Source organism: Streptomyces sp. NPDC096132, assembly GCF_044763345.1.
Taxonomy (GTDB): domain Bacteria; phylum Actinomycetota; class Actinomycetes; order Streptomycetales; family Streptomycetaceae; genus Streptomyces.
In genome coordinates this window covers 38312-65304 of the sequence record NZ_JBIWGA010000005.1, presented here as the reverse complement: position 1 = coordinate 65304, position 26993 = coordinate 38312, and the positions used below count along the sequence as shown (strand labels likewise).

The 26993-nt window shown below is 69.6% G+C and carries 24 protein-coding genes and 1 tRNA gene; 10 read left to right on the top strand and 15 right to left on the bottom strand.

The window, feature by feature from the left end:
• The first annotated feature begins 21 nt into the window (after positions 1-21).
• The 7 genes from ACIRF9_RS13430 (at position 22) to ACIRF9_RS13400 (ending at position 4857) form a co-directional block, all read left to right on the top strand.
• Positions 22-1125, top strand: a complete 1104-nt coding sequence (locus ACIRF9_RS13430; protein ID WP_403820109.1) for a hypothetical protein — start codon at positions 22-24, stop codon at positions 1123-1125.
• Positions 1122-2267 (top strand): hypothetical protein, encoded by a 1146-nt coding sequence (locus ACIRF9_RS13425; RefSeq protein ID WP_403820106.1) that lies wholly within the window; start codon positions 1122-1124, stop codon positions 2265-2267. The genes ACIRF9_RS13430 and ACIRF9_RS13425 overlap by 4 nt, the downstream gene beginning before the upstream one ends.
• Entirely contained in the window at positions 2267-2980 is a 714-nt protein-coding gene (locus ACIRF9_RS13420; RefSeq protein ID WP_403820103.1) for a hypothetical protein, read from the top strand. The genes ACIRF9_RS13425 and ACIRF9_RS13420 overlap by 1 nt, the downstream gene beginning before the upstream one ends.
• A 26-nt stretch (positions 2981-3006) precedes the next feature.
• Positions 3007-3408 carry an ATP-binding protein gene (locus ACIRF9_RS13415; RefSeq protein WP_403820100.1) on the top strand — a complete coding sequence of 134 codons (402 nt, stop codon included), beginning with the start codon at positions 3007-3009 and terminating at the stop codon, positions 3406-3408.
• Positions 3409-3487: 79 nt separating this feature from the next.
• Complete coding sequence (locus tag ACIRF9_RS13410; protein ID WP_403820097.1) at positions 3488-4351, top strand: peptidoglycan-binding protein; 864 nt, start codon at positions 3488-3490, stop codon at positions 4349-4351.
• Between the two features lie 15 nt (positions 4352-4366).
• Positions 4367-4594 carry a hypothetical protein gene (locus tag ACIRF9_RS13405; protein ID WP_403820094.1) on the top strand — a complete coding sequence of 76 codons (228 nt, stop codon included), beginning with the start codon at positions 4367-4369 and terminating at the stop codon, positions 4592-4594.
• Entirely contained in the window at positions 4591-4857 is a 267-nt protein-coding gene (locus ACIRF9_RS13400) for a hypothetical protein (protein WP_403820092.1), read from the top strand. Before ACIRF9_RS13405 ends, ACIRF9_RS13400 begins: the two co-directional genes overlap by 4 nt.
• A 55-nt stretch (positions 4858-4912) precedes the next feature.
• Here the strand turns inward: ACIRF9_RS13400 and ACIRF9_RS13395 are convergent, their stop codons facing one another.
• The 11 genes from ACIRF9_RS13395 to ACIRF9_RS13345 form a co-directional block, all read right to left on the bottom strand.
• Entirely contained in the window at positions 4913-8809 is a 3897-nt protein-coding gene (locus ACIRF9_RS13395) for a DNA-directed RNA polymerase subunit beta' (protein WP_403820089.1), read from the bottom strand.
• A 97-nt stretch (positions 8810-8906) separates the two neighbouring features.
• Positions 8907-12392 (bottom strand): DNA-directed RNA polymerase subunit beta, encoded by a 3486-nt coding sequence (rpoB, locus tag ACIRF9_RS13390; protein WP_403820087.1) that lies wholly within the window; start codon positions 12390-12392, stop codon positions 8907-8909.
• A gap of 526 nt (positions 12393-12918) precedes the next feature.
• Entirely contained in the window at positions 12919-13302 is a 384-nt protein-coding gene (gene rplL, locus ACIRF9_RS13385; RefSeq protein WP_403820084.1) for a 50S ribosomal protein L7/L12, read from the bottom strand.
• Between the two features lie 127 nt (positions 13303-13429).
• The gene (gene rplJ / locus ACIRF9_RS13380) at positions 13430-13960 is read right to left on the bottom strand and encodes a 50S ribosomal protein L10 (protein WP_403820081.1); all 531 of its coding nucleotides are present in this window, start codon (positions 13958-13960) and stop codon (positions 13430-13432) included.
• Positions 13961-14254: 294 nt separating this feature from the next.
• Positions 14255-15250, bottom strand: a complete 996-nt coding sequence (locus ACIRF9_RS13375; RefSeq protein WP_403820078.1) for a hypothetical protein — start codon at positions 15248-15250, stop codon at positions 14255-14257.
• Positions 15251-15309: 59 nt separating this feature from the next.
• A complete protein-coding gene (locus ACIRF9_RS13370; RefSeq protein ID WP_403820076.1) occupies positions 15310-16215 on the bottom strand; it encodes a hypothetical protein in 906 nt (301 codons plus the stop codon).
• Positions 16216-16364: 149 nt separating this feature from the next.
• Positions 16365-17090, bottom strand: a complete 726-nt coding sequence (gene rplA / locus ACIRF9_RS13365; RefSeq protein WP_403820073.1) for a 50S ribosomal protein L1 — start codon at positions 17088-17090, stop codon at positions 16365-16367.
• Between the two features lie 82 nt (positions 17091-17172).
• The gene (rplK, locus tag ACIRF9_RS13360) at positions 17173-17607 is read right to left on the bottom strand and encodes a 50S ribosomal protein L11 (RefSeq protein WP_003998857.1); all 435 of its coding nucleotides are present in this window, start codon (positions 17605-17607) and stop codon (positions 17173-17175) included.
• A gap of 153 nt (positions 17608-17760) precedes the next feature.
• The gene (gene nusG / locus ACIRF9_RS13355) at positions 17761-18609 is read right to left on the bottom strand and encodes a transcription termination/antitermination protein NusG (RefSeq protein WP_403820070.1); all 849 of its coding nucleotides are present in this window, start codon (positions 18607-18609) and stop codon (positions 17761-17763) included.
• An 80-nt stretch (positions 18610-18689) separates the two neighbouring features.
• Positions 18690-18977 carry a preprotein translocase subunit SecE gene (gene secE, locus ACIRF9_RS13350; RefSeq protein WP_403820067.1) on the bottom strand — a complete coding sequence of 96 codons (288 nt, stop codon included), beginning with the start codon at positions 18975-18977 and terminating at the stop codon, positions 18690-18692.
• 113 nt (positions 18978-19090) lie between these two features.
• Positions 19091-19163 (bottom strand) — tRNA-Trp (locus tag ACIRF9_RS13345).
• 227 nt (positions 19164-19390) lie between these two features.
• Between ACIRF9_RS13345 and ACIRF9_RS13340 the strand changes: the two genes are divergently transcribed.
• Both ACIRF9_RS13340 and ACIRF9_RS13335 read left to right on the top strand, forming a co-directional pair.
• Positions 19391-20617, top strand: coding sequence for a pyridoxal phosphate-dependent aminotransferase (locus ACIRF9_RS13340; RefSeq protein WP_403820064.1), 1227 nt, complete (start codon positions 19391-19393; stop codon positions 20615-20617).
• 124 nt (positions 20618-20741) lie between these two features.
• Positions 20742-21773: an adenosine deaminase gene (locus ACIRF9_RS13335; RefSeq protein WP_403820061.1), complete on the top strand. Its 1032-nt coding sequence runs from the start codon at positions 20742-20744 to the stop codon at positions 21771-21773.
• 31 nt (positions 21774-21804) lie between these two features.
• On the opposite strand, the gene ACIRF9_RS13330 is transcribed toward ACIRF9_RS13335, so the two are convergent.
• From ACIRF9_RS13330 to ACIRF9_RS13320, 3 genes are read right to left on the bottom strand one after another with little or no spacing between them, the layout of a single operon-like run.
• Positions 21805-23286: a hypothetical protein gene (locus ACIRF9_RS13330; protein WP_403820058.1), complete on the bottom strand. Its 1482-nt coding sequence runs from the start codon at positions 23284-23286 to the stop codon at positions 21805-21807.
• Complete coding sequence (locus ACIRF9_RS13325) at positions 23261-24007, bottom strand: hypothetical protein (protein WP_403820055.1); 747 nt, start codon at positions 24005-24007, stop codon at positions 23261-23263. Before ACIRF9_RS13325 ends, ACIRF9_RS13330 begins: the two co-directional genes overlap by 26 nt.
• Positions 24004-24609: a hypothetical protein gene (locus ACIRF9_RS13320; protein WP_403820052.1), complete on the bottom strand. Its 606-nt coding sequence runs from the start codon at positions 24607-24609 to the stop codon at positions 24004-24006. The genes ACIRF9_RS13325 and ACIRF9_RS13320 overlap by 4 nt, the downstream gene beginning before the upstream one ends.
• A 346-nt stretch (positions 24610-24955) precedes the next feature.
• Between ACIRF9_RS13320 and ACIRF9_RS13315 the strand changes: the two genes are divergently transcribed.
• Positions 24956-25657, top strand: coding sequence for a 4Fe-4S single cluster domain-containing protein (locus ACIRF9_RS13315; RefSeq protein ID WP_403820049.1), 702 nt, complete (start codon positions 24956-24958; stop codon positions 25655-25657).
• Between the two features lie 188 nt (positions 25658-25845).
• On the opposite strand, the gene ACIRF9_RS13310 is transcribed toward ACIRF9_RS13315, so the two are convergent.
• Positions 25846-26958 (bottom strand): Appr-1-p processing protein, encoded by a 1113-nt coding sequence (locus tag ACIRF9_RS13310; protein WP_403820046.1) that lies wholly within the window; start codon positions 26956-26958, stop codon positions 25846-25848.
• Between the last annotated feature and the right edge of the window lie 35 nt (positions 26959-26993).

The following is a 26993-nucleotide window of genomic DNA, read 5'->3' as shown; positions in this document are numbered from 1 at the left end:
ACTCTTCGAAAGGAGCCGACCATGCCCGTACGTTCCGGATGGCTGTCCCCGGACGGTCAGTCCCGCGAGGACACCCGGCTCGTCTCGCTCGGCGCCCTCACCCCCACCTCACCGGTCGCCACCCGCTCCGGCATCCTGCCGGGCTCCTCGGACGGCGTCTCCCGCATCTCCGGCTTCACCCTCACCGGCGCCGCCAACACCATGACCGCCACGGTCAGCCCCGGCCGTGCCGTGATCCAGAGCACCGACGCCCGGGGCGCCTACCCGGTCGCCCTGACCGAGTACCTGCCCCTGACCTTCGCCGACGGCGACGCCCAGTACGGCCGCATCGACCTCGTGGTCCTGCGCGTCTACGACCACGACTACGACGCCTCCGGCCGCAGCGAGGCCGTCGTGGAGATCGTCCAGGGCACCCCGGCCGCCACCCCGGCCGTCCCGGCGGCGCCCGGGCTGTCCCTCCCGCTGTACGAGGTCGTCGTGCAGAAGAACGCGAGCGGCGGCACCAACGCCATCGCCTGGAGCACCGCGCTCACCGGCCGCCGCACCGCCACGGTCGGCGTCGGCGGCATCCTCCCCGTGACCACGGACACGTCGATCGGCGCCTACCCCGGCCAGTACCGCGACCTGGGCGGCCAGCTGCAGCGCTGGAGCGGCACCGCCTGGGCCAACTACCCGGTCCTGCCGACCTGGCAGAGCTGGACGCCGGCCTGGACGACCGGCACCGGCAGCGCCACTCCGTCGTTCGGCGACGCCACCGTCAACTGCCGGTACCTCAAGTCCGGTACGACCGTGCACCTCAACTTCGTGATCCAGTTCGGCAGCACCACCAACTTCGGCACCAGCCCGACCACGTCGGACAACTGGCGGTTCTCCCTGCCGGTGACCGCTTCCGCCGCCCACCCCGTCATCGGCTTCGCCGAGCTGGGCGCCTCCAACGCCGCCCGGGCCATGAGCCGGATCTATCTGCCCACGACCGGCACGTTCGAGCTGGGCATCTCCTCGGGCCGGCCCGACGCCAGCGCGATCGCCGCCGCCGGCCAGGGCAGCGTGGACTCCCTGTCGCCCTGGACCTGGGCCAATGGCTTCGCCATCCGGGGCACCGCCACCTACGAGGCGGCCGTATGAGCACCGGCACGCCGTATCGGGCGATCTTCTGCGACCTGCTCTCCGACCACCCCATCGACATCCTGCCGCTGCGCGACGTCACCGTCGACGACTACATCGGCAAGGCCGGCTCGCTCTCCGGCACGATCCCGGTGCCCGACGCGGCGATCGCGGCCCGGGTCCGCCGGATCGAGGAGGGCCGTACCTCGGTCTACCTCCAGCGCGGCAACGACCTGTGGTGGGGCGGCATCGTCTGGACGGCCACCCTGCAGAGCGACGACCGCGGGGTGCTCAGCCTGGGCATCCAGGCGGCCACCTTCGAGTCGTACGCGGGCCGCCGCCGCATCCGCCAGGACCTCTCCTTCACCGGCCAGGACCAGCTGGAGGTGGCCCGCAAGCTGTGGCGGCACCTCCAGACCGGGACGGTCGATCCGCTCGCCGAGAACGTGCCGCCCCCGGTCGACGGCGGCGACATCGGCGTCAGCTACGGGGCGGAGACCTCCGACCCGCCGCATCCGGTCACCGTGACCTACCGCTACGGCGACGAGACCGTCTATCTGGAGGCCCTCGACGCCCTCGCCGCCGTGGACAAGGGCTTCGAGCACCACATCGCCGTGTACCGCGACCCGGGCACCGGGCAGCGCGTGCGCCGGCTGCGGCTGGGCAGCCCGACGATCGAGATCGGGACGACCGACCTGGTGCTGGACCGGCCGGGGAAGATCCTGTCGTACAGCTTCCCCCGGGACGCGACCCGCGGCGGCACCACCGCCATGGCCCGCGGGGCGTCCCAGAACGACAACCAGGCGGCCGAGTCCCGCCCGCAGTGCTCGGACGTCCAGGTCGCCCAGGAGCTGCTCGACGCCGGTTTCCCCCGCGTCGATCTGTCCTCCGACCACACCGAGGTCACCTCCGGGGCGACCCTGAACTCGCTGGCCACGGCCGAGCTGGACTCGGCGACCGCGGCGGTGGTGATCCCCGAGATCAGCATCCGGCTGGACGACCTCGTCCCGCCCGCCCTGCTCGGCCGGACCGTCCGCCTGCGGATCACCGACGAATGGTGGACCGAGGGCCTCGACGCCCGCTACCGGATCATCGGCGTCAAGGCCAGCCCCGCCCAGCGCGGCCGCCCCGACACCGCCGAGCTCTACCTGGAGGAGGTCTGATGCCCCAGCTCCCCGAAGACATCATCGACCGGCTGACCCAGATGGAACGCCGGATCCAGCAGCTCTCCACCGCCGTCAACAGCCTGCCCCCGCTCAACAAGGGGTCCGGCGGCGGCGGTTACGTCTCCGTCCGGGCGCCGAAGAAGGAGGGCGAGAGCACGGGCGTGGAGGTGTTCCGGGTCGGCAACTGGGGCGGGGAGGAGTTCGGCCTCGCGATCCGCCGCCAGACCGGCAAGTACGCCCTGAGCCTGTACAACGGCGACGGCACCAGCACCTCCCGGCAGCCGCTGCGGATCTACGACGCCGACGGCCGCGAGATCATCTCCGACGACATCGTCGCCGGTGGCCTCGCCCGGCCCTGGCTGACCATGCTGCCCCCGCAGGACAGCTCCACCGCCCGCTGGCCGCAGACCACGGCGACCGCCTACACCACCATCGCGATGTCGTACAACGTCGTCTGGCAGCCGCAGATGAGGCTCCTGGTGAGCACCAAGGTCAGCTCCGGCGGCTCCGGCACGGTCCAGGTGCTCGTCAACGGCGCCGTCTGGGGCACCGAGGTCGGCGCCGGCACCGACTACGACCACACCGGGCCGGTCAGCAGCGACTTCGCCTCCGCCTTCGGCGGCCTGCTCAAGGTCGAGATCCAGGCCAAGGCGGCCTCCGGCAGCACCGTCTACGCCAACCCGATCCTGATGTACGGCCGCCAGAGCTGATCCGCACCCCGAGGAAGGCAGCACCCATGGACATCGACCCCACCCAGCCCTGGGGCCTCGCGATCGACTACGCCGGGCGGGCCACCGTCACCGAGAACGGCCACACGGTCTACGTCAACGTCACCGACACGAGCCTCAGCTCGATGATCGGCCCCGACTCGCTCACCGGCACCTACTCGCCGGTCACCGTCACCGCCCAGTTCACCGAGACCGGCGACCGCGGCACCGTCCTGCGCGGCACCGGCCGTATCACCGTCATGCCCGTCGGCACGGACCCGGTCGTCCCCGACCCGACGGCGATCCAGCGGGCGATCGCCGCGGCACTGGCCGACTTCGAGGCCGGTACGGCGGCGTACACCGCCCTGTGCGTCACGTGGACGACGGCGGCCGGCGGCGACACGGGCGGGGGAAGCGAACCCGCCGCCTGACATCCCTCCGACCTCCGACCCCGAGCCGCCGCGGCCGGGGTCTTCTCATGCCCGAACACTCCCCCAGGGAGGCACCACCATGGCCAAACCCCTCTCCGCCGACGCCCTCGTCGCCGCTCTGCAGGCGGAGGGCGTCACCGTCGTCGAGCACTCCGGCTGGCGCACCCACAACCGCAACCACAAGGGAAGCTGGGGCCCGGTCAACGGCGTGATCATCCACCACACCGTCACCTCCGGCACCGGCAACAGCGTGAGCCTGTGCTACAACGGCCACTCCACCCTGCCCGGTCCCCTCTGCCACGGCGTGATCGCCAAGGACGGCACGGTCCACCTCGTCGGCAACGGCCGCGCCAACCACGCCGGCAGCGGCGACGGCGACGTCCTGCGGGCCGTCGTCGCCGAGAGCGCGACCCTGCCCGCGCCCAACGAGAACGACACGGACGGCAACGTCCACTTCTACGGCTTCGAGTGCGTCAACCTCGGCAACGGCAAGGACCCCTGGCCCGAGGTCCAGTTGGAGGCCATGGTCCGGGCGTCCGCCGCGCTGTGCCGGGCGCACGGCTGGTCCGCGCACTCCGTGATCGGCCACAAGGAGTGGACGAACACCAAGATCGACCCGCGCGGCTTCGCGATGTCCGACTTCCGGTCCCGGGTCGCGACCCGGCTCGGCGGTGAGCCGCGGCCCACACAGCCGTCCTACCAGCCCTTCCCCGGCACCGAGTGGTTCCACAAGAACCCCAGGTCGGCGATCGTCACCGCGATGGGCCGGCGTCTGGTCGCCGTCGGCTGCTCCGCCTACGCGAGCGGCCCCGGCCCGCAGTGGACCGAGGCCGACCGCACGTCGTACGCCGCGTGGCAGCGCAAGCTCGGCTACACCGGCTCCGCCGCCGACGGCTGGCCGGGCGCAACGTCCTGGGCGGCCCTGAAGGTCCCGCACGTCTGAGAGCGAGGTCAGCACATGTCTGAGGCCGCCAAGCGGACCCTCCGCACCGTCGTACAAACCGCTGTCGGCCTGTGCGTCCTGCTGCCGACGGTCGTCGACGCCGCCGGCATCCCGGACACCCTGCCCTGGGTCGCCGGCGCCCTGGCCGTCGCCGCCGGCGTCACCAGGATCATGGCCCTGCCCGCCGTACAGGCCCTGCTGCCCGGCTGGCTGCGGACGGACACCGAACGGAGGGATGCATGAACGAACCCCAGCCGTTCTCCGATCCGACCGCCGTCGCCGTGGAACTGGAACGCCTGCGCGGCACGGTGGAAGCCGGTTTCGCCCGGGTCGACGGCTCGCTCGCGCTGCTGGTGCAGCGCAGCGACCAGACCGACAAGCAGCTCGCCGACCACGAGCAGCGCCTGGACGCCCTGGAACGCTCCCGCTGGCCGCTCGCCAGCATCGGCGCGCTGGCCGCCGTCGCCACGGTGGCCGTGACGGTCTGGGAGCTGACAGCGCGTTAGACATGCCGAAGGGCGGTCACCCCGTACGCAACGGGGTGACCGCCCTTTCGGTCATTTACTGGTTGTACGGACCGTAGTCGTAGTCCTCCAGCGGAACGGCCTGGCCGGAGCCCGTGCCGAACGGCGAGTAGTCGATGTCGTCGTAGCCGACGGCCGAGTACATCGCGGCCTTCGCCTCCTCGGTCGGCTCGACCCGGATGTTGCGGTAGCGGGACAGACCCGTACCGGCCGGGATGAGCTTACCGATGATGACGTTCTCCTTGAGGCCGATGAGGCTGTCGGACTTGGCGTTGATCGCCGCGTCCGTCAGGACTCGGGTCGTCTCCTGGAAGGAGGCGGCCGACAGCCAGGATTCCGTCGCCAGCGAGGCCTTGGTGATACCCATCAGCTGCGGACGACCGGAGGCCGGGTGACCGCCCTCCTGGACCACACGACGGTTCTCGGTCTCGAACTTCGAGCGCTCGACCAGCTCGCCGGGCAGCAGCTCGGCGTCGCCGGACTCGATGATCGTCACACGGCGCAGCATCTGCCGGATGATGATCTCGATGTGCTTGTCGTGGATCGACACACCCTGCGAGTTGTACACCTTCTGGACCTCGCCGACCAGGTGGACCTGGACGGCACGCTGACCCAGGATGCGCAGCACGTCGTGCGGGTTGGTGGCACCCACGGTGAGCTTCTGGCCCACCTCGACGTGCTCGCCCTCGCTGACCATCAGACGGGCACGCTTGGAGATGGGGTAGGCCATCTCGTCGCTGCCGTCGTCCGGGGTGACGACGATCTTCTTGGTCTTCTCGGTCTCCTCGATCCGCACGCGGCCGGAGGCCTCGGAGATCGGGGCGACACCCTTCGGGGTACGGGCCTCGAAGAGCTCGACGACACGCGGCAGACCCTGGGTGATGTCGTCACCGGCCACACCACCGGTGTGGAAGGTACGCATCGTCAGCTGGGTACCGGGCTCACCGATGGACTGGGCGGCGATGATGCCGACCGCCTCACCGATGTCGACCAGCTTGCCGGTGGCCAGCGAGCGGCCGTAGCACATGGCGCAGGTGCCGACGGCGGACTCGCAGGTCAGGACCGAGCGGGTCTTGACCGTCTCCACGCCGTGGCGGACCAGCTCGTCGATGAGCACGTCGCCGAGGTCGGTACCGGCCGGGGCCAGCACCTTGCCGTCGACCACGATGTCCTCGGCGAGGCAGCGCGCGTACACGGACGTCTCGACGTTGCCCGTCTTGCGCAGGACACCGTCCTCGCGCTCGGCGATCGCCAGCTTGAGGCCGCGCTCGGTACCGCAGTCCTCCTCGCGGATGATGACGTCCTGCGAGACGTCCACCAGACGACGGGTGAGGTAACCCGAGTCGGCGGTACGCAGGGCGGTGTCCGCCAGACCCTTACGGGCACCGTGCGTGGAGATGAAGTACTCCAGCACGGACAGACCCTCGCGGAACGAGGCCTTGATCGGACGCGGGATCGTCTCGTTCTTGGCGTTCGACACGAGACCACGCATACCGGCGATCTGACGCATCTGCATCATGTTGCCTCGTGCACCCGAGTTCACCATCATGAAGATCGGGTTGGTCTTCGGGAAGTTCTCGTTCATCGCCTCGGCGACCTCGTTGGTCGCCTGGGTCCAGATCTGGATGAGCTCCTGGGTGCGCTCTTCCTTGGTGATCAGACCGCGCTCGTACTGCTTCTGGACCTTCTCGTCCTTGGCCTCGTACCCGGCGACGATCTCCTTCTTCGCCTCGGGGACGACGACGTCGGAGATGGCGACGGTGACACCGGAACGGGTCGCCCAGAAGAAGCCGGACGCCTTCAGGTTGTCGAGCGTCGCCGCCACGATGACCTTGGGGTAGCGCTCGGCGAGGTCGTTGACGATCTCGGAGAGCTGCTTCTTGCCGACCTCGTAGTCGACGAACGGGTAGTCCTCGGGCAGCAGCTCGTTGAAGAGCGCACGGCCCAGCGTGGTGTTCAGCCGGAAGCTGTCACCCTGCTGCCACTCCGGCTCGCCCTCCTCCTGCGCCGGCGGGGTCCAGCCGCGCGGCGGGATGGTGCCCACCGGGAAGCGGACGTCCACCCGCGACTGCAGCGAGAGCTCACCGGCGTCGAACGCCATGATCGCCTCGGCCACGGACGCGAACGAACGGCCCTCGCCCTTGACGTCCCGCATCTCGCCGTCGGTGGTGAGGAAGAACAGACCGAGGACCATGTCCTGGGTCGGCATCGTCACCGGACGGCCGTCGGCGGGCTTGAGGATGTTGTTCGAGGACAGCATCAGGATGCGGGCCTCGGCCTGCGCCTCCGCGGACAGCGGCAGGTGCACGGCCATCTGGTCACCGTCGAAGTCCGCGTTGAACGCGGTGCAGACGAGCGGGTGGATCTGGATGGCCTTGCCCTCGACCAGCTGCGGCTCGAAGGCCTGGATGCCGAGGCGGTGCAGGGTGGGCGCACGGTTCAGCAGCACCGGGTGCTCGGCGATGACCTCTTCGAGGACGTCGTACACCACGGTGCGGCCGCGCTCGACCATCCGCTTGGCGCTCTTGATGTTCTGCGCGTGGTTCAGGTCGACCAGGCGCTTCATCACGAACGGCTTGAAGAGCTCCAGCGCCATCGCCTTCGGCAGACCGCACTGGTGCAGCTTCAGCTGCGGACCGACGACGATCACGGAACGCGCCGAGTAGTCGACACGCTTGCCGAGCAGGTTCTGACGGAATCGACCCTGCTTGCCCTTCAGCATGTCGCTGAGGGACTTCAGCGGGCGGTTACCGGGGCCGGTGACCGGGCGACCACGACGGCCGTTGTCGAACAGGGCGTCGACGGCCTCCTGGAGCATGCGCTTCTCGTTGTTCACGATGATCTCGGGCGCACCGAGGTCGAGAAGGCGCTTCAGTCGGTTGTTCCGGTTGATCACACGGCGGTACAGGTCGTTCAGGTCGGAGGTCGCGAAGCGGCCACCGTCCAGCTGCACCATCGGGCGAAGGTCCGGCGGGATGACCGGCACGCAGTCGAGCACCATGCCCTTGGGGCTGTTGCTGGTCTGCAGGAACGCGGAGACGACCTTCAGGCGCTTGAGCGCACGGGTCTTCTTCTGGCCCTTGCCGGTACGGATGATCTCGCGGAGCTTCTCGGCCTCCTCGTCGAGGTCGAAGGACTCCAGGCGCTTCTGCAGCGCCGCGGCACCCATCGAACCGTCGAAGTACGTGCCGAAGCGGTCGCGCAGCTCGCGGTAGAGCAGCTCGTCGCCCTCGAGGTCCTGGACCTTGAGGTTCTTGAAGCGGGTCCACACCTCGTCGAGACGGTCGATCTCGCGCTGGGAGCGGTCACGCAGCTGCTTCATCTCGCGCTCGGCGCCTTCGCGCACCTTGCGGCGCACATCGGCCTTGGCACCCTCGGCCTCGAGCTCGGCCAGGTCGGTCTCGAGCTTCTTGGCGCGGGCCTCCAGGTCGGCGTCCCGGCGGTTCTCGATCTGCTGCCGCTCGACGGAGACGTGCGCCTCCAGGGAGGGCAGGTCACGCGTACGGCGCTCCTCGTCGACGTACGTGATCATGTACGCCGCGAAGTAGATGACCTTCTCGAGGTCCTTGGGAGCCAGGTCGAGCAGGTAGCCCAGCCGGCTCGGGACACCCTTGAAGTACCAGATGTGCGTGACGGGCGCGGCCAGCTCGATGTGGCCCATCCGCTCACGGCGCACCTTGGCGCGCGTGACCTCGACGCCACAGCGCTCACAGATGATGCCCTTGAAGCGGACGCGCTTGTACTTGCCGCAGTAGCACTCCCAGTCCCGGGTCGGACCGAAGATCTTCTCGCAGAAGAGTCCGTCCTTTTCGGGCTTGAGGGTGCGGTAGTTGATGGTCTCGGGCTTCTTGACCTCGCCGTGGCTCCACTGACGGATGTCGTCCGCGGTGGCCAGGCCGATCCGGAGCTCGTCGAAGAAGTTGACGTCGAGCACTATGCGTCAATCCCTCTCAGGGTTGTAAGTCTTGGGGTCTGAAACGGGGGTCCCGGGGCCGGCGGACCCTGATGGTTCAAGGTCCGCCGAACTCCCGTCAGACCTCTTCGACGCTGCTCGGCTCACGCCGGGACAGGTCGATGCCGAGCTCCTCCGCTGCGCGGAAGACGTCCTCGTCGGTGTCACGCATCTCGATGGACATACCGTCGCTGGACAGCACCTCCACGTTCAGGCAGAGCGACTGCATCTCCTTGATGAGCACCTTGAAGGACTCGGGGATGCCGGGCTCGGGGATGTTCTCGCCCTTGACGATGGCCTCGTAGACCTTCACGCGGCCGGTGACGTCGTCGGACTTGATGGTCAGCAGCTCCTGGAGGGCGTACGCGGCGCCGTAGGCCTCGAGGGCCCACACCTCCATCTCGCCGAAGCGCTGGCCACCGAACTGCGCCTTACCACCCAGCGGCTGCTGGGTGATCATCGAGTACGGGCCGGTCGAGCGGGCGTGCAGCTTGTCGTCGACCAGGTGGTGCAGCTTCAGGATGTACATGTAGCCGACCGAGATCGGGTCCGGGAACGGCTCACCGCTACGGCCGTCGAACAGCCGCGCCTTGCCGGACGGGAGCACCATGCGCTCGCCGTCGCGGTTCGGGATGGTGTGCTGCAGCAGACCCGCCAGCTCGTCCTCGCGGGCACCGTCGAAGACCGGGGTCGCGACGTTGGTGCCGGGGGCGACGGAGTCGGCGCCGATCGCCTGGAGGCGCTGCGCCCACTCGTCGGCGAGACCGGAGACGTCCCAGCCGCGGCTGGCGAGCCAGCCGAGGTGGATCTCCAGGACCTGTCCCGGGTTCATTCGGGACGGGACACCGAGCGGGTTGAGGATGATGTCGACCGGGGTCCCGTCCTCGAGGAACGGCATGTCCTCGATGGGCAGGATCTTGGAGATGACACCCTTGTTGCCGTGACGGCCGGCGAGCTTGTCACCGTCGGTGATCTTGCGCTTCTGCGCAACATACACACGGACCAGCTGGTTGACGCCGGGCGGCAGCTCGTCGCCCTCCTCGCGGTCGAAGACGCGCACACCGATGACCTTGCCGGTCTCGCCGTGCGGCACCTTCAGCGAGGTGTCACGGACCTCACGGGCCTTCTCACCGAAGATCGCGCGCAGCAGGCGCTCCTCCGGCGTCAGCTCGGTCTCACCCTTCGGGGTGACCTTGCCGACGAGGATGTCACCGGCGATGACCTCGGCACCGATGCGGATGATGCCGCGCTCGTCGAGGTCGGCGAGGACCTCCTCGGAGACGTTCGGGATGTCCCGGGTGATCTCCTCGGGGCCGAGCTTGGTGTCACGGGCGTCGACCTCGTGCTCCTCGATGTGGATCGAGGAGAGGACGTCGTCCTGCACGAGGCGCTGCGACAGGATGATCGCGTCCTCGTAGTTGTGACCCTCCCACGGCATGAACGCCACGAGCAGGTTCTTGCCGAGCGCCATCTCGCCGTTCTGGGTGGCCGGACCGTCGGCGAGGACCTGGCCCTCGATGATCCGGTCGCCCTCGTTGACGATGACCTTCTGGTTGACCGAGGTGCCCTGGTTGGAGCGGGCGAACTTGGCCAGCCGGTAGGTGATGTAGGTGCCGTCGTCGTTGGCGGTGGTGATGTAGTCCGCGGAGACCTCCTGGACCACACCCGCCTTCTCGGCCTTGACCACGTCGCCGGCGTCGACGGCGGAGCGGTACTCCATGCCGGTGCCGACGAGCGGGGACTCCGAGCGGATCAGCGGCACGGCCTGACGCATCATGTTCGCGCCCATGAGGGCACGGTTGGCGTCGTCGTGCTCGAGGAAGGGGATCATGGCGGTCGCGACCGACACCATCTGGCGCGGCGAGACGTCCATGTAGTCCACTTCGTCACCGGGGACGTAGTCGACCTCGCCGCCACGACGGCGGACCAGGACGCGGTTCTCGGTGAAGCGCAGGTCGTCGTCGAGCGTGGCGTTGGCCTGCGCGATGACGAAGCGGTCCTCTTCGTCGGCCGTCAGGTAGTCGACCTCGTCGGTGACGACACCCTCGACGACCTTGCGGTACGGCGTCTCCACGAAACCGAACGCGTTGACGCGGCCGTAGGAGGCGAGCGAGCCGATCAGACCGATGTTCGGGCCTTCGGGCGTCTCGATCGGGCACATGCGGCCGTAGTGCGAGGGGTGCACGTCACGGACCTCGAAGCCGGCCCGCTCACGGGAGAGACCACCCGGGCCAAGAGCCGACAGACGGCGCTTGTGGGTGAGACCCGACAGCGGGTTGTTCTGGTCCATGAACTGCGACAGCTGGCTGGTGCCGAAGAACTCCTTGATGGAGGCGACGACCGGCCGGATGTTGATCAGGGTCTGCGGCGTGATCGCCTCGACGTCCTGGGTCGTCATGCGCTCACGGACGACGCGCTCCATACGGGCCAGACCGGTGCGGACCTGGTTCTGGATGAGCTCGCCGACGCTGCGCAGACGACGGTTGCCGAAGTGGTCGATGTCGTCGGTCTCGACGACGATCGTCTGACCGCTGTCGCCGACCGTCTCGGTCTCGCCCGCGTGCAGCTTGACCAGGTACTTGATGGTCGCGATGACGTCCTCGACGGTCAGGACACCGGCGTCGAGCGGCGCGTCCGCGGCCAGCTTCTTGTTGACCTTGTAGCGGCCGACCTTGGCGAGGTCGTAGCGCTTGGGGTTGAAGTAGAGGTTCTCGAGCAGCGTCTGCGCGGCCTCACGCGTCGGGGGCTCGCCCGGACGGAGCTTGCGGTAGATGTCGAGCAGCGCGTCGTCCTGGCCCTGGGTGTGGTCCTTCTCCAGGGTGGCGCGCATGGACTCGTACTCGCCGAACTCCTCGAGGATCTGCTCGGTCGTCCAGCCGAGCGCCTTCAGGAGGACGGTCACGGACTGCTTGCGCTTGCGGTCGATGCGGACACCGACCATGTCGCGCTTGTCGATCTCCATCTCCAGCCAGGCACCCCGGGACGGGATGATCTTGGCGGAGAAGATGTCCTTGTCGGACGTCTTGTCGATCGAGGAGTCGAAGTACACACCCGGCGAACGGACCAGCTGCGACACCACGACACGCTCGGTGCCGTTGATGACGAACGTGCCCTTGTTCGTCATGAGCGGGAAGTCGCCCATGAAGACCGTCTGGGACTTGATCTCGCCGGTCTCGTTGTTGGTGAACTCGGCCGTCACGAACAGCGGAGCCGCGTACGTGAAGTCGCGCTCCTTGCACTCGTCGATGCTGTTCTTCGGCGGCTCGAAACGGTGGTCGCGGAAGGTCAGCGACATCGACCCGGAGAAGTCCTCGATCGGGGAGATCTCCTCGAAGATCTCCTCGAGGCCGGACTTGGTGGGGACGTCCTGACCGTTGTCCAGAGCCTCCTCGACCCGACTCTGCCAGGCGGTGTTGCCGAGCAGCCAGTCAAAGCTCTCGGTCTGCAGCGCGAGCAGGTTGGGAACCTCGAGAGGCTCCTTGATCTTTGCAAAGGAGATGCGCAGCGGGGCGGTGCTGGCGCCGTTGTTCGTATTCGCGGTCGAGGCGTTGCGCGAGGCGGCCAAGAGGGGGTCCTTCCGAGGGCTCGGACTCACTACGCGCGTACCGGCCCCTCTCCCGGACACACAGCCAGAAATCCCAGCTCACGGGATGTTCGGCCGTCGGTCTCGAGTGAGGACAGACCCCTGGTGACGGACAGGGGACAGCTAACAGGCAGCGCAAAGGGTCAGTGTAGCCAGATGGCACACTGATGTCCAGTCCCGTTTTTCAGAGACCCCTGCTGTCCTCAACGCCTGCGTCACATGCCTGCCTTCAACGCGTTGATACTGCCCTCTTCGTCGTCGATCCATGCCTCGGATTCGGATCGTTGTGACGACGCGTCCTGAGAATTGCGCGCTGCGTGCGGTTCGTCAAGGCCTCCCTGCGTCAGCTCTGGCTGCAGGAGACACGACGAAGATCACCATACCCCCCGCCGTCACGGGTGCAAGGCAACCGTGGCCGACCCCCCGGGAACGCCGAAGAGCGACCACCCAGATGGATGATCGCTCTTACGCGCTACGGCGTTACAGGTCTCGTGGGACCTGTGCGGTGTTACTTGACCTCGACGGAGGCGCCGGCGCCCTTGAGGGCCTCGGCGGCCTTCTCCGCGGCGTCCTTGGCGACCTTCTCGAGAACGGGCTTCGGGGCGCCGTCCACGAGGTCCTTGGCCTCCTTCAGACCCAGGGAGGTCAGCTCACGCACGACCTTGATGACCTGGATCTTCTTGTCGCCCGCACCGGTGAGGACGACGTCGAACTCGTCCTTCTCCTCCTCGGCCTCGGCGGTGACGGCCGGACCGGTCGGGCCGGCGACGGCAACCGCGGCGGCGGCGGTGACGTCGAACTTCTCCTCGAACGCCTTCACGAACTCGGAGAGCTCGATGAGGGTCATCTCCTCGAACTGCGCGAGCAGGTCTTCCTGGCTGAGCTTCGCCATGGTGGGCGATCCTTCCACTAATTTCGGCTGGTGCCGGATGTACATGTCTGGCGGGCGTACGTTCGGCCCGCTACGACCTCTGCCTCAGGCGGGCTGCCTGAAGGCGGCGGTCATTTCGCGAGCCGAGTTACTCGGCACCGCCCTGCTCGGCCTGCTTGGCGCGAAGCGCGTCCACGGTGCGGACGAGCTTCGACGGGAGCGCCTGGAACACCTGAGCAGCCTGAGTCTGCTTGCCCTTGAAGGCGCCCGCCAGCTTGGCGAGCAGAACCTCGCGGGACTCGAGGTCCGCAAGCTTCTTGATCTCGTCGGCGGACAGCGCCTTGCCGTCAAGGACACCGCCCTTGATGACGAGGTTCGGGTTGTCCTTGGCGAAGTCACGAAGACCCTTCGCCGACTCCACCGGGTCACCGGTGACGAAGGCGACCGCCGTCGGACCGTTGAACAGGTCGTCGAGCGAGGTGATCCCGGCCTCGTTGGCCGCAATCTTGGTCAGCGTGTTCTTCACCACGGCGTACTGGGCGTTCTCACCGAGCGATCGGCGCAGCGTCTTGAGCTGCGCCACGGTGAGACCCCGGTACTCGGTCAGCACGGCGGCGTTCGAGCTACGGAACTGCTCCGTGAGCTCGGCCACCGCGGCAGCCTTGTCGGGCCTTGCCATAGAGCGTCGGCCTCCTTCCGGGTGATGAGGACCGCTCGGAAGGGGCTGGAACAAACGAAACGCCCCGGCGCAGGCGCACGGGGCGTAGCTCGACCGAACGAGATCCTGGCGGATTCCGGTCCGGGAGCACTTCCACTGTCACCTGCGCGGGTCGTCCGCATATCAAGCGGATCCTTCGGCCACCGCACCCTCTCGCGAGCGCACGGCAACGACCAGCGGTCTTTGGCTTCGATAGGAGAGTACGGGACCCGGACGCCGTCAAGCAAATCCGCCCGTACGGGGCCGGCGGCACCCTCAGAGGGCGGGCGCGGTCTCCAGCCCCTCCAGGTCGAGGCTGCCGCCCAGGTCGGCCAACTCCTCGTCCAGCGCCGGGTCGCCGGTGCCGTCCTCGTCGAAGCCGCTGTCCTGCAGGTCCTTGAACATCTCGGCCATGTCGAAGGTCTCGTCGGCCGGCGGCACCTCGACCTCGGCCTTCGTGCCGTAGTCGGAGAAGCTCATGCTGATCTCGATGTCGCCCTCGGGGGTGTCCATGCCGACGTCCATCCGCACCGGCAGATCGTCGTCGTTGACCCAGACCTCGGTGTCGTAGCCCGTGACACCGGCCTTCTCGGCCTCCTTCAGGACCTTGTCCCGCTCGTCGGGGTCGAGCACGTCCAGCGAGTCGCCCGAGTCCAGCATCTCCTTCAGGGTGAGCGTGCCCTTGTAGTGCTGGGCCTCGGCCCCGTCGATCTTCTCGCTGCCCACGTGCTTCAGGTTGGGCGAGTCGAGCAGCACGGCCAGCTGCTCGGCCGGGTCCTGGTTCATGTTCTCCAGGCCGGAGGTCATCTGCCTCCGCGCGGCCTTGTCGTCGACGGTCTCCGCCAGGGCGGCCATGTCCAGCTTCACCCAGCGCTTGCCGTCCATCTCGGCCGATGCCTCGGCACCCATGTCCATGTACATCACGCTGTCGCGGACGATCATCCGGACCCGCTTCGGGGCGTCCGGGTCCGCCGCGAGGGCGGAACCCTCCATCGTGACGTCCATGACGGCGGGGTCCCAGCCCATGACCCCGGACATCCTCATGTCGCCGAGGTCGCCCCCCAGGGCCGCGGGCGCGGACATGGTCATGGTGACCCGGGCGGACCTGGCCTCGGCCGTCTTCTCGTACGCGGCCGTGAGCACCTGCGTGGCGGACCGCTGGACGCCGTCCGCCGCACCCTTCCCCCGGCCCGCCTGGCCCCCGCACGCCACGGCGCCGGTGAGCAGCAGGACCGTGCCCGCTGCCGCGGCGGTCTTGTGGCGTCTGTTCATGTGTCCCCCTCGTTCAGAAGTCCGTTCCCCGCTCCGAGCCCCCCGAGGCCGACGGGAGGTCAGCCCGCCGACTGCTGCTGCACCAGCTCGGTGAAGTCGGCCGTGTCGCTCGCCGGGGGCTCCTCGACCGCGACCTCGGTGCCGTAGTCGCTGTAGTACGCGGTCTGGCTGTACGCGCCCGCCGTGGTCTCGCCCTTCTCGACCTTCTTGACCAGCAGGTCCTGGTCGTCGACCCAGATGTCGACGGTCTCGGTGGTGACACCGGCCTGCTCCAGGGTCTTCTTCAGGTCGTCGAGCTGGCTCTGGCTGAGGTTGGAGTTCTTCTCGGCGAGGTCGGCCACGTCGACCGTGCCCGAGTAGTGCGTGGTCTGCTGACCGCGCACCTTCTCCTCGCCGACCTTGCGGACGTCCCCGGAGGCCAGCAGGAGCTTCACCGACTGGTTCGGGGTGGTGTTCTGCATCTGGTCCTTCAGATACGCGCCACCGCTGCCGCCGAGGGTCTCCAGGTCGTCGTACGCGTACTTGATCCAGTGCTTGCCGCCGGCCTGCTCGGCGAAGGTGTCGCCCATCCGGGCGTAGTAGGCGTCGGGCAGATACCGGGCCTCCATCGACGCACTGCCCATCTGGCGCATGGTGTCGGCCATGGTGCCGTCGGTGTACGTGATGGTGAGCTTGCCCGTGAGGCCGTCGCCCCAGGCGAGGGCGCCGTCGGCCGTCATCGACATCACCGAGCCCATGGTGGTGGTGGACTCGACCTTCGCGGAGTCGGCGCCGTCCGTGGACTTCTCCGCGCTGCGCAGGGCGGCGATGGGGTCGAACCGGACGCTCCCGTCCCCGCCGGAACCGCCCGAGCCACCGGAACCGCCGGAGCCCTTCGAGCCGCCCGAGCTGCAGGCCGTCACTCCCGCCAGCAGGATCGTCGCCGCGATGGACAGGCTCGCCGTCCGCACGATCGTGCGCTTCATTCGCCCCACCCCCATGAGAATTCCGTGAATGCACGCTAACGCACGGCACTGACAGCCGTACGAAAATAAGTGCGTACGACCAAAAGGGACGAGCCCCGCACCTCGAAAGGTTGCGGGGCTCGTCGCCGACCGAAAAGGAACCGTCAGGTTCAGACCGCGGCCGGGTCCTCCTCGACGAGGAGGTTGCGGGTGCGGTTCGGGTCGACCGGGATGCCGGGGCCGATCGTGGTGCTGATCGCGGCCTTCTTGATGTAGCGACCCTTGGCGGCGGACGGCTTGAGACGGGTGATCTCTTCCAGCGCCGCGGCGTAGTTCTCCACCAGCTTGGTGTCGTCGAAGGACGTCTTGCCGATGATGAAGTGCAGGTTCGAGTGCTTGTCGACGCGGAACTCGATCTTGCCGCCCTTGATGTCCGTGACGGCCTTGGCCACGTCGGGGGTGACGGTGCCGGTCTTCGGGTTCGGCATCAGACCACGGGGACCGAGCACGCGGCCGAGGCGGCCGACCTTGCCCATGAGGTCCGGGGTGGCGACGACGGCGTCGAAGTCCAGACGGCCCTTCGCGACCTCGTCGATCAGTTCGTCGGAGCCGACGATGTCGGCGCCCGCGGCCTCCGCGGCCGCAGCACGGTCACCGGTCGCGAAGACCAGGACCCGGGCGGTCTTGCCGGTGCCGTGCGGCAGGTTCACGGTGCCACGGACCATCTGGTCGGCCTTGCGCGGGTCGACACCCAGGCGGAAGGCGACCTCGACGGTGCCGTCGAACTTGGTCGTGGAGGTCTCCTTGGCGAGACGGACGGCCTCGAGCGGGGCGTAGAGCTTCTCCCGGTCGACCTTGGCGTCCGCAGCGCGGAGAGACTTGCTGCGCTTGCTCACTACTGCTCCTGGTGATTCTGAGGAGTCGTGGTTCGGGCCGAGCAGGCCCCACCACTCATCTGCTTGGTACGGGGGGTGGGGGTCAGCCCTCGACGGTGACGCCCATGGACCGGGCGGTGCCCGCGATGATCTTCGCGGCGGCGTCCAGGTCGTTGGCGTTGAGGTCGGGCAGCTTGGTCTGGGCGATCTCGCGGACCTGCGCCTCGGTGATCTTGGCGACCTTGGTCTTGTGCGGCTCGCCGGAGCCCTTCTCGATGCCCGCGGCCTTGAGGATCATCTTCGCGGCCGGCGGCGTCTTGGTGATGAAGGTGAAGGAGCGGTCCTCGTAGACCGTGATCTCCACCGGGATGACCCAGCCACGCTGCGACTCGGTCGCGGCGTTGTAGGCCTTGCAGAACTCCATGATGTTGACGCCGTGCTGACCCAGCGCCGGACCGACCGGCGGAGCCGGGTTGGCGGCACCGGCCTGGATCTGGAGCTTGATGAGCCCCGTGACCTTCTTCTTCTTGGGAGGCATTTCGGGTCCTCTCCCGTTTCTTGTCGATTTCCGAGTGCCCGAAGGCAACCGCACAACCCTAACGGGTAGGGTCGCGCGGCTAAAAACCGAGCAGGTCAGGCGGGCTGTGTGAGCCCGTCTGACCTGGCCGGTAGCTCTGTGTCGCCGAAGGCGTCAGTTCTTCTGGATCTGGTCGAAGGAGAGCTCGACCGGGGTCTCCCGGCCGAAGATCTCCACCAGACCCTTGACCTTCTTCGAGTCGGCGTTGATCTCGTTGATCGTGGCCTGCAGCGTGGCGAACGGGCCGTCGGTGACGGTGACCGAGTCGCCCACCTCGAAGTCCAGCACCTGGACCTCGACCTTGCGCTGCGGAGCCGGCTTGCCCTCGGCCTCGGCGGCCTCGCGGGCGGCCTTCTCCTCGGCCTCCGGGGCGAGCATCTTGACGATCTCGTCCAGGGTCAGCGGGTACGGGTCGTAGGCGTTGCCCACGAAGCCGGTGACACCGGGGGTGTTGCGGACGACGCCCCAGGACTCGTTCGTCAGGTCCATACGGACCAGGACGTACCCGGGAAGCTTGTTCTGGCGGATCGTCTTGCGGTCGCCGTTCTTGATCTGGACGACCTCTTCCTGCGGCACCTCGGCCTGGAAGATGTAGTCCTCGACATTCAGCGAGACGGCGCGCTGCTCCAGGTTGGTCTTCACGCGGTTCTCGTAACCGGCGTAGGTGTGGATCACGTACCACTCGCCGGGGAGGGTGCGCAGTTCCTCGCGCAGGGCGGCGACGGGGTCGACGGGCTCGGCCGGCTCTTCTTCCTCGGCCTCGAACTCGTCCTCGGCGTCCTCGCCATCCTCGGAGTCGGCCTCGTCCTCGTCCTCGACGTGCAGCGCGGTTTCCTCCGCGGCCTCGCCCGCCTCGGCGTCGGCAGCCTCGAACTCGTCCACCTCGTCCGCGCCCTCGACGATGTCGAGCTCGTCGTCGACCTCGTCGGGCTCGATGGCGTCGTTCAGGTTCTGGTCAGACACGGTGGCTGCTTCTTCCTGGATACATAGGGGTGGAACATGCGAAAGGGGCGCCGGATACCTCGGCGCCCTTCGCTCTTGGATCAGCCGAAGACGTACTTGGCGGCGTGGCTGAGTCCATAGTCAATCACGGTCACCAGGCCGATCATGATGATGACGAAGACGATCACCACGGTCGTGTACGTCGTCAGCTGGCTTCGCGTGGGCCAGACGACCTTGCGGAGCTCCGCGACGATCTGGCGGTAGAAGAGGGCCAGTCGCTTCAGCGGACCCTTCTTTGCACGCTTGCCACCCTTGCGGGTCTTCTTCTGCGCCTCAGGCAGCTCGTCCTGGGCATCAGGCGTGTCGATGGAGCCCACGGCATCCGCCATTCGTCCTCACCTGTTCCCGGGTCGTGGCCGTGCCGCGCCCGGTCTGAGCCGCACGGCGGTGCGTTGCTGTACGTACATGCGCTGCGCACACATCCTGGTGATGGTGTGTGTAGCAGGGCCGGAGGGACTTGAACCCCCAACCGCTGGTTTTGGAGACCAGTGCTCTACCAATTGAGCTACGACCCTTTGTGTGTCCCCAACGTACCGCATCCGACCGGGTGCTCGGTGTGCACCTGCTCTGCCACGGGCTGTTGAAGGCCAACGACGGATGAGTGTACGTGGTCCGACGCGTGCCGTCGAACGGAAAGTGGTCTTGAGCGGATTCATTCTGATGTTCAGTCGGCTGCCCGTCCGGTGCCCAGTCCGTGAAACCCGTGTGCCCGGCCGGTTTCCGGTCTGAAAACATGGGCCGTATGAGCGCTGCAACCCCTCCCACCGAGCGCCGGGTCTCCGCCCGAGTCGGCGCGATCTCCGAGTCCGCCACCCTCGCCGTGGACGCCAAGGCCAAGGCCCTGAAGGCCGCCGGGCGTCCGGTGATCGGCTTCGGCGCCGGTGAGCCCGACTTCCCGACCCCGGACTACATCGTCGAGGCGGCCGTAGAGGCCTGCAAGGACCCCAAGTACCACCGCTACACGCCGGCCGGCGGCCTGCCCGAGCTGAAGGCCGCGATCGCCGCGAAGACCCTGCGCGACTCCGGCTACGAGGTCGACGCCTCGCAGATCCTGGTCACCAACGGCGGCAAGCAGGCGATCTACAACGCCTTCGCCGCGATCCTCGACCCGGGCGACGAGGTCATCGTCCCGGCGCCGTACTGGACGACGTACCCGGAGTCGATCCGTCTCGCCGGCGGTGTGCCGGTGGACGTCGTGGCCGACGAGACCACCGGCTACCGGGTCTCCGTCGAGCAGCTGGAGGCGGCGCGCACGGAGAAGACGAAGGTCGTGCTCTTCGTGTCCCCGTCCAACCCGACCGGCGCGGTCTACAGCGCCGAGGAGGCCGAGGCGATCGGCCGCTGGGCCGTCGAGCACGGCCTGTGGGTGCTGACGGACGAGATCTACGAGCACCTCGTCTACGGCGACGCGACGTTCACCTCGCTGCCCGCGATCCTGCCCGAGCTGCGCGACAAGTGCGTGGTGGTCAACGGTGTCGCCAAGACGTACGCCATGACCGGCTGGCGGGTCGGGTGGATCATCGGCCCGAAGGACGTCGTCAAGGCCGCCACGAACCTGCAGTCGCACGCCACCTCGAACGTCTCCAACGTGGCGCAGGTCGCCGCCATCGCCGCCGTCTCCGGTGACCTGTCGGCCGTGGAGACGATGAAGGAGGCCTTCGACCGGCGCCGCAAGACCATCGTGCGGATGCTGAACGAGATCGACGGCGTGGTCTGCCCGGAGCCCGAGGGCGCGTTCTACGCGTACCCGTCGGTGAAGGCGCTGCTCGGCAAGGAGATCCGCGGCAAGCGCCCGCAGAGCAGCGTCGAGCTGGCCGAGCTGATCCTGGAGGAGGCCGAGGTCGCGGTCGTCCCGGGTGAGGCCTTCGGCACGCCGGGCTATCTGCGGCTGTCGTACGCGCTGGGCGACGAGGACCTCGTCGAGGGCGTGAGCCGGATCCAGAAGCTGCTGGCGGAGGCCACGGACTGACGTCGGCTTCCCGCAGGGGGGCACGTCCCGGATTCGGGAGGTGCCCCCCGTTGTTTTGTGCGAGCAAGACCACGTTCGGGGAATCGGCTACCGGGACACCGTCGCCGTACGGCAGGATCGCTGAATGGAGCGTGTACGTGATGTCTCTGAGCTGCCGAAAGCCCATCTGCACCTGCACTTCACCGGGTCGATGCGGCCCGCGACCGTGCTGGAGCTGGCCGACAAGTACGGGGTGCGCCTGCCCGAGGCGCTGACCGACGCGCTGACCAGCGGGGAGCCGCCGAGACTGCGGGCCACGGACGAGCGGGGCTGGTTCCGCTTCCAGCGGCTGTACGACGCGGCGCGGTCCTGCCTGCGGGAGCCGGAGGACATACGGCGGCTCGTGCGGGAGGCGGCGGAGGAGGACCTCGCGGACGGCTCCGGGTGGCTGGAGATCCAGGTCGACCCGACGTCGTACGCGCCCCGGCTGGGCGGGCTGATCCCGGCGCTGGAGATCATCCTGGACGCGGTGGAGACGGCCTCGCGGGACACCGGGCTCGGGATGCGGGTGCTGGTCGCGGCGAACCGGATGAAGCATCCGCTGGACGCCCGGACGCTGGCCCGCCTCGCGGTGCGGTACGCGGACCGGGGCGTGGTCGGCTTCGGGCTGTCGAACGACGAGCGGCGGGGCATGGCGCGGGACTTCGACCGGGCCTTCGCCATCGCGCGCGACGGTGGGCTGCTGTCCGCGCCGCACGGCGGTGAGCTGACCGGTCCGTCGTCCGTACGGGACTGTCTGGACGATCTGCACGCCACCCGGGTCGGGCACGGCGTCCGGGCGGCGGAGGACCCGCGGCTGCTGAAGCGGCTGGCGGAGCGGGGGGTGACCTGCGAGGTGTGCCCGGCGTCGAACGTGGCGCTGGGGGTGTACGAAAAGCCCGAGGACGTGCCGCTGCGGACGCTGTTCGAGGCGGGGGTGCCGTTGGCGCTCGGCGCCGACGACCCACTGCTGTTCGGCGCGCGGCTGGCCGCGCAGTACGACATCGCGCGGCAGCACCACGGCTTCACGGACGAGGAGCTGGCGGAGCTGGCCCGGCAGTCGGTGCGGGGTTCGGCGGCGCCGGAGGACGTACGGGCGAAGCTGCTGTCGGGGATCGACGACTGGCTGGCCTCCTGAACGCGGGTGCGTGCGGGAGGCCGGCCCGGTCTCACCGTGGTGCCGGGAGTTCCGGCAGGAGCGGGTAGCGGGTCGACAGACGCATCGCGCCCTCGGTGACCGCGGGGTCGCGCGAGGCCGACTGGACGCCGTCGAGGTAGGCGTGGGCCGCCGCCTCGAAGACGTTGTCCACGGCCGTGAGTTCGGCGGCGAGGGCCTGGGCGCGCTCGGTGCGGCGGCTCTCCTGGGTGTCCTGTTCCCGCTGGGCCGCCGCGACCGCCGCCTCCGCCCGCGCCAGCGCCTCCTCGGCCTTGGCGAGCCGCTTGCCGTGGAGGCGGTAGGCGGCGACGAAGGGGTGTTCCTCGGACACCGCCAGCAGGAAGGCGATGCCGCCGGACAGCAGCAGCAGGGCGATGAAGGTCACGCTGACCGTGTGCTCGTCCAGATGGAGCTGGTCGAGCAGGGTCGGCGCGGGCGGCAGGTCGACGCCCAGCTGACGGGCGGTCTCCTCCAGGCCCGAGGTGTCGTTGTCGCGGAAGACGATCCGGGCCCGCAGGTCGCCCAGGTACCAGGCGGCCCAGCCCCACAGGGTGACGAGCGCGGCCGCGACCGGCAGGACCAGCCGCAGGGCGGCGGTGGCGCCCCGGCGGCGCCACTGGCGGCCGGCCTGGAAGGGGCCGAGGGTCATGGCGACGCCGACGGCGGCGGTCAGCAGGAAGGCGCTCGCCCGGCCCTCGGGGGTGCCGTCGTGGATCGCCAGGAACACGCTGAGGTACACGGGGAGTTCGACCAGGATCAGCAGCAGGGTGAGGATCCGCCGGGGCCAGCGGGCCATGGCCGCGGTCTCCGTCAGTCCCTCCCAGGGCACCTCGGTGGCGGCGGCCGGCCGGGGTGCCGGCTCCCCTTCGGAGTCGTCGTCCCACTCGTCGGGGGCGTACAGCCCCTGGTCCTCGCCCTTGGGGTCGGGGTACGGGTCCGTGTCGTCCGGCCGGCGGCGGGCCCCGGACCGCGCCTCGGACCGGGCCACGATCCGGGGCAGCAGGCGGTCGCGGCGGTCCTCGCGGGCGGCCATCCGGGTCGCCGCCCGGTCCAGGCGGGCGGACGCCGCGTGCCGGCGGCGGGTCTCCTCCTCCTGGGTGTCCCGGGCCCGGCGGGCCTCGGCCAGCCGGGCCGCCGTGTCGGCGTACAGCTCGGCGGAGGCCCGCAGTTCACGCTCCTCGCGCTCGTGGTGCTCGGCGACGACCCGGTTGCGGGTGTGGTCGCGCAGGCCCTGGAGCCGGCCGAGGTAGGGCAGCCGGCGGCTGGAGCCGAGGACGTACGGGTTGAGCGTGCCGTCGGCGGCGGCGCGGCGGCCGGCGTTCTCGGCCCGCTCCAGCAGGCGCCGGCCCTCGCGCGTCTCGGACAGCGGGACCCGGCCGCGGGGTGCGGCGGGGGCGGTGCGGCCCAGGCCGGGGGCCCGGCCCTCGGAGCGGCGCAGCCGGAAGGGGTTCCGCAGCCGGCGGGGCTCGTCAGGCGCCGTATCCGTCGTCGACATCGACCTTCACCTCCTTCTCCAGGAGCTGCTTCCAGAACTCGCCCAGCTGCTCGACGTGTTCGGGGCTGGTCTTGCCGCCGCGCATGGCGAAGCCGACCCGGTAGACGGTGGTGTCGGGCAGGTCGGGCAGATTGCGGCCGTCGACCATCGCGGCGACGGCGGTGTCCCGCTGGGCCTGGGTCGCGATCTTGTACTTGGACAGCTTGAAGCCGGGGTCGGCCTGTTCGAAGTCGCTGACCACGAGGACCTGGAAGGTGCCGTCGCCGTCGCGGGGCACCTTGGCCGCGCGGGTGAGGCCGCCGAGGACGTCCGAGCCGGGCTGGCGGTCGCGGGCGCACTCCAGCATCTTCTCGGCGCCGGCCTCGGCCAGGACCCGGGTCTGCTTCCACAGGGGCTCGCGTTCGGAGCGCTTGTCGGAGTCCGGGTCGATGTCGATGCGGGGCACCTGGCAGGAGGAGGCCTCGGAGGCGGAGGTGATGGGCGCGTAGGAGACGTACTTGCACTTCTTGTCGGCGAGGAAGCGGGGCAGGGTCGCCTTCAGCTTCTCCTGGGCCCGGAAGCCGTCGTCGCTGTCGGCGCCGGAGCCGGAGCCGTCCACGACGACGGCGCAGTCGGCCTTGAGCCGTTCCGGTCCCTTCAGCTGACTGCACCCCGTCAGCAGCAGCGCCGCCGCACCCAGAGTCGCGACCACGCGGATCGCGCCGGTGGTGGTTCTCGTCATCGGTTCCCCCGCTCTCTTCGGCCGGCCGCCGCGGGCGCCGGCCCGATCCTCTGCTCCAGAATCTGCAGCGCCCTGCGGACCACGACGCCGTCGAGCAGCCAGTCCGGCGGGCCCGTCCAGGTCTCGTCGAGGGCCGCGGCGCCCGGGCTCTCGGCGGGCGGCAGCTCCTCCAGCCGGGCGGCGCGGGCGTACGCGGCCTCGTAGTGGGCGAGTTCCTGGTCGGCGCAGGCGGCGAGGGCCAGGCCGCGCTGCTGGCAGGCCGTCACCTCCGTGCGCCATTGCGACACCCAGCCGCCGAAGCGGGCCAGGGCCGCCGGTACGTCCTCGCGTCGCAGGTCGTCCTCGCGCGGAGCGTCGTACTCCGTCACGATCCGTTCGGACTCCTCGTGCACCCGGCCGACGAGGGCCGTGTGTTCCTTCAGGAACCGGGCCATCAGATCGTCCAGGGCCATGCGCGCCCCGCGTTCCAGCTGCCGGGCGTAGTGCTCGGTGCCTATGCCGGCCCTGCCGTCCCGCCGCGCGCGGCGGGAGGCCCGCCAGCGGGTGCGTGCGGTGAGGCGGGCGCGGCCGTAGTCCGCCGGGACGGACTTCACCTCGCTCATTCCATCCCCCTCGTCGGATTCCCCGGACCACCCACGGGGATTCGCGCGCAGCCTAGGGGATAAACGAACGCGCGCGGGAGAGATTTACGACACCGGATTTACCGCATCCGGAAATCAGCCGGAGATCGACCGGCGAACGACCAGGGCACCGGCTTTGCCGCCGGAGGGTTCTTGGAAAACTTCCGAAAACCCGGGCCGCTCCGGCGGGACTCGGAATAGGCTCCCTTCCGCTCGGGCGGGAGTGTGCCCGGAGACGAAGAAAAGATCTTCGAATAGGGGTACGGAGTTTCGGCATAGGGCTTCGGGCATATGCCGATGCGGGAAAAGCGGGGGACATGTGGCTGGAGTGACGGGAGAGACCACCGGGGACAGGGCCGTCGAGGCGGAGCTGCCGGTGCGGGTGGCCGACGGGTACTTCCCGGTGGAGACGCTCGGTCCGGGCCGTCGGCTGGCCCTGTGGTTCCAGGGCTGTGCGCTGGCCTGCCCGGGCTGTATGTCCCGGCACACCTGGGACCCGTCGGGCGGCCGGGCCGCCACCGTCGGTGAGCTGTTGCGCCTGTGGGAGACGGCGCTGGCGCGGGGCGCGGAGGGCCTGACCGTGAGCGGCGGGGAACCGCTCGCCCAGCCCGTCGCGCTGGCGGCGCTGCTGCGCGGCGCCGGCCGGCTGCGCGAGCGCGCGGGGCGGACCGCCGACCTGCTCGTCTACACCGGTCACGAGCCCGACGAGGTGCCCGAGGAGGTGTGGGCGGCGCTGGCGGGCGCGGACGCGGTCGTGACGGGCCGGTTCCGGGTCGCCGAGCCCACGGACCTGGTCTGGCGCGGCTCCGCCAACCAGCGGCTCGTGCCGCGCACCGCCCTCGGCGCCCGCCGCTACGGCCCGCATCTGGCCCGGGTGTGTCCGCCGGGGCCACGCGTGAGCCTGCGGGCGGACGGCACCGGGACGGGCACGCGCGTGTACGGCGTCCCGGCCCGCGGCGAGCTGCGCCGGCTGGAGCGCGACCTGGCGGCGGGCGGAATCCGTCTGAACGGCCCGAGCTGGCGCCCGTGATGCCGGGCCCGGCGGGAGCACCTGCTCCGACGTCTGTCTCGCGCGCCCCTTCACAAGCCCCCCGCGCTTCACAAGCCTCGCGCGCTTCTCTACGAGCCTCGCGCACCCCCGTGAGCGTCGCGTGCGCCCCCGTGAGCGCCCTGCGAATCAGGGCTTCCGACCTCTTATGGAACCCTTCACCGCTCTCATTACCGCTCTCTTTTCTCCGCTGTCTCCACCCCGAACACCCGGGCCGCGTCCGGGTAGCGCGTCACGACGTGGACGGACCAGTCGGGGTCCGCGGTGAGGGCGTCCTCGATGGCCCAGCACAGCCATTCCGCGCTGGTCCTCCGCTCCAGGCCGCCCCGGCCGGCGCCCAGCAGCGGGAAGCAGATCGACCGCAGGGCCGGTGGGCCGTCCGCCCGCTCCCGGCGGGCCTGCGCGAAGCAGGCGGCGACGGCCGTCGCTATGTGCTGCGGGTCGACGCGATAGGCGTGCCCGTCCGGTACCGCCACGGCCGCGTGATAGACGCGCCGCACCCCGCGCTCGGCGAGGGCGCCCGCCCCGGTCGGCACGACCGTGCCCGGCCGCAGCGGCAGCACACCGGGCCGGTCCCGCACCCAGGCGGCGAGCTCGTCCGCGAGCACGTCGACCACCGGCTCGTCCGCCGCGCGGCCCAGGGCGGCAGAGCGGCGCAGCGCCCCGGAGACGGTGGGCCGGAACGACTTCGACATCTCCAGGTGCACGTTCTCGGAGGAGACCAGGATGTCGATGTCCCGCAGCAGTTCGATGGGCGAGAGATGGACCGTGACCGGCCTGGTCCCGGCCCGGCCGGCCAGCCCGGTGCGCGGTACGACGATCGGTCGGGCCACCGCGGCCCGTGTGGGCCCGGCACCCGGCGGCACCGGCCGCGCCGGACGCCCGGTGGGCTCACGGGCCTCGGCGAGCACGGCTCCGGCCAGCTGCTCGACGACCTGTTTCTCCTGGCTGTGCCGGAACCGCTCGCTGGTCACCCCGTACACCAGGGCGGCCGCCCGGCGCCGGTCCGCGGCGGGGTCGCCGCGGTGGCCGGGCAGCAGTCCGAAGGTGCACTGGGCGGCGCGGCCTATCAGGTCGTCGGTGCCGAGCCGCTCGGCGGCCGCGCGGATCATCCGTTCCGCCCCGTCGGCCAGATCCTCCTCGCCCCCGGCGTACCCCGCGTGCAGGGTGACCGCGCGCAGCGCCTCGGGCACCAGCGCCTGGAGCGCGGGCAGACCCCCGCGGCGAAGCTGCCGCAGCTCCCGCACCAGGTCGGCACGCTCGGGCAGACCGTCAGGGTTCATGGCCGTCAACATATCCACGCCGGTGCCGCGCCCGC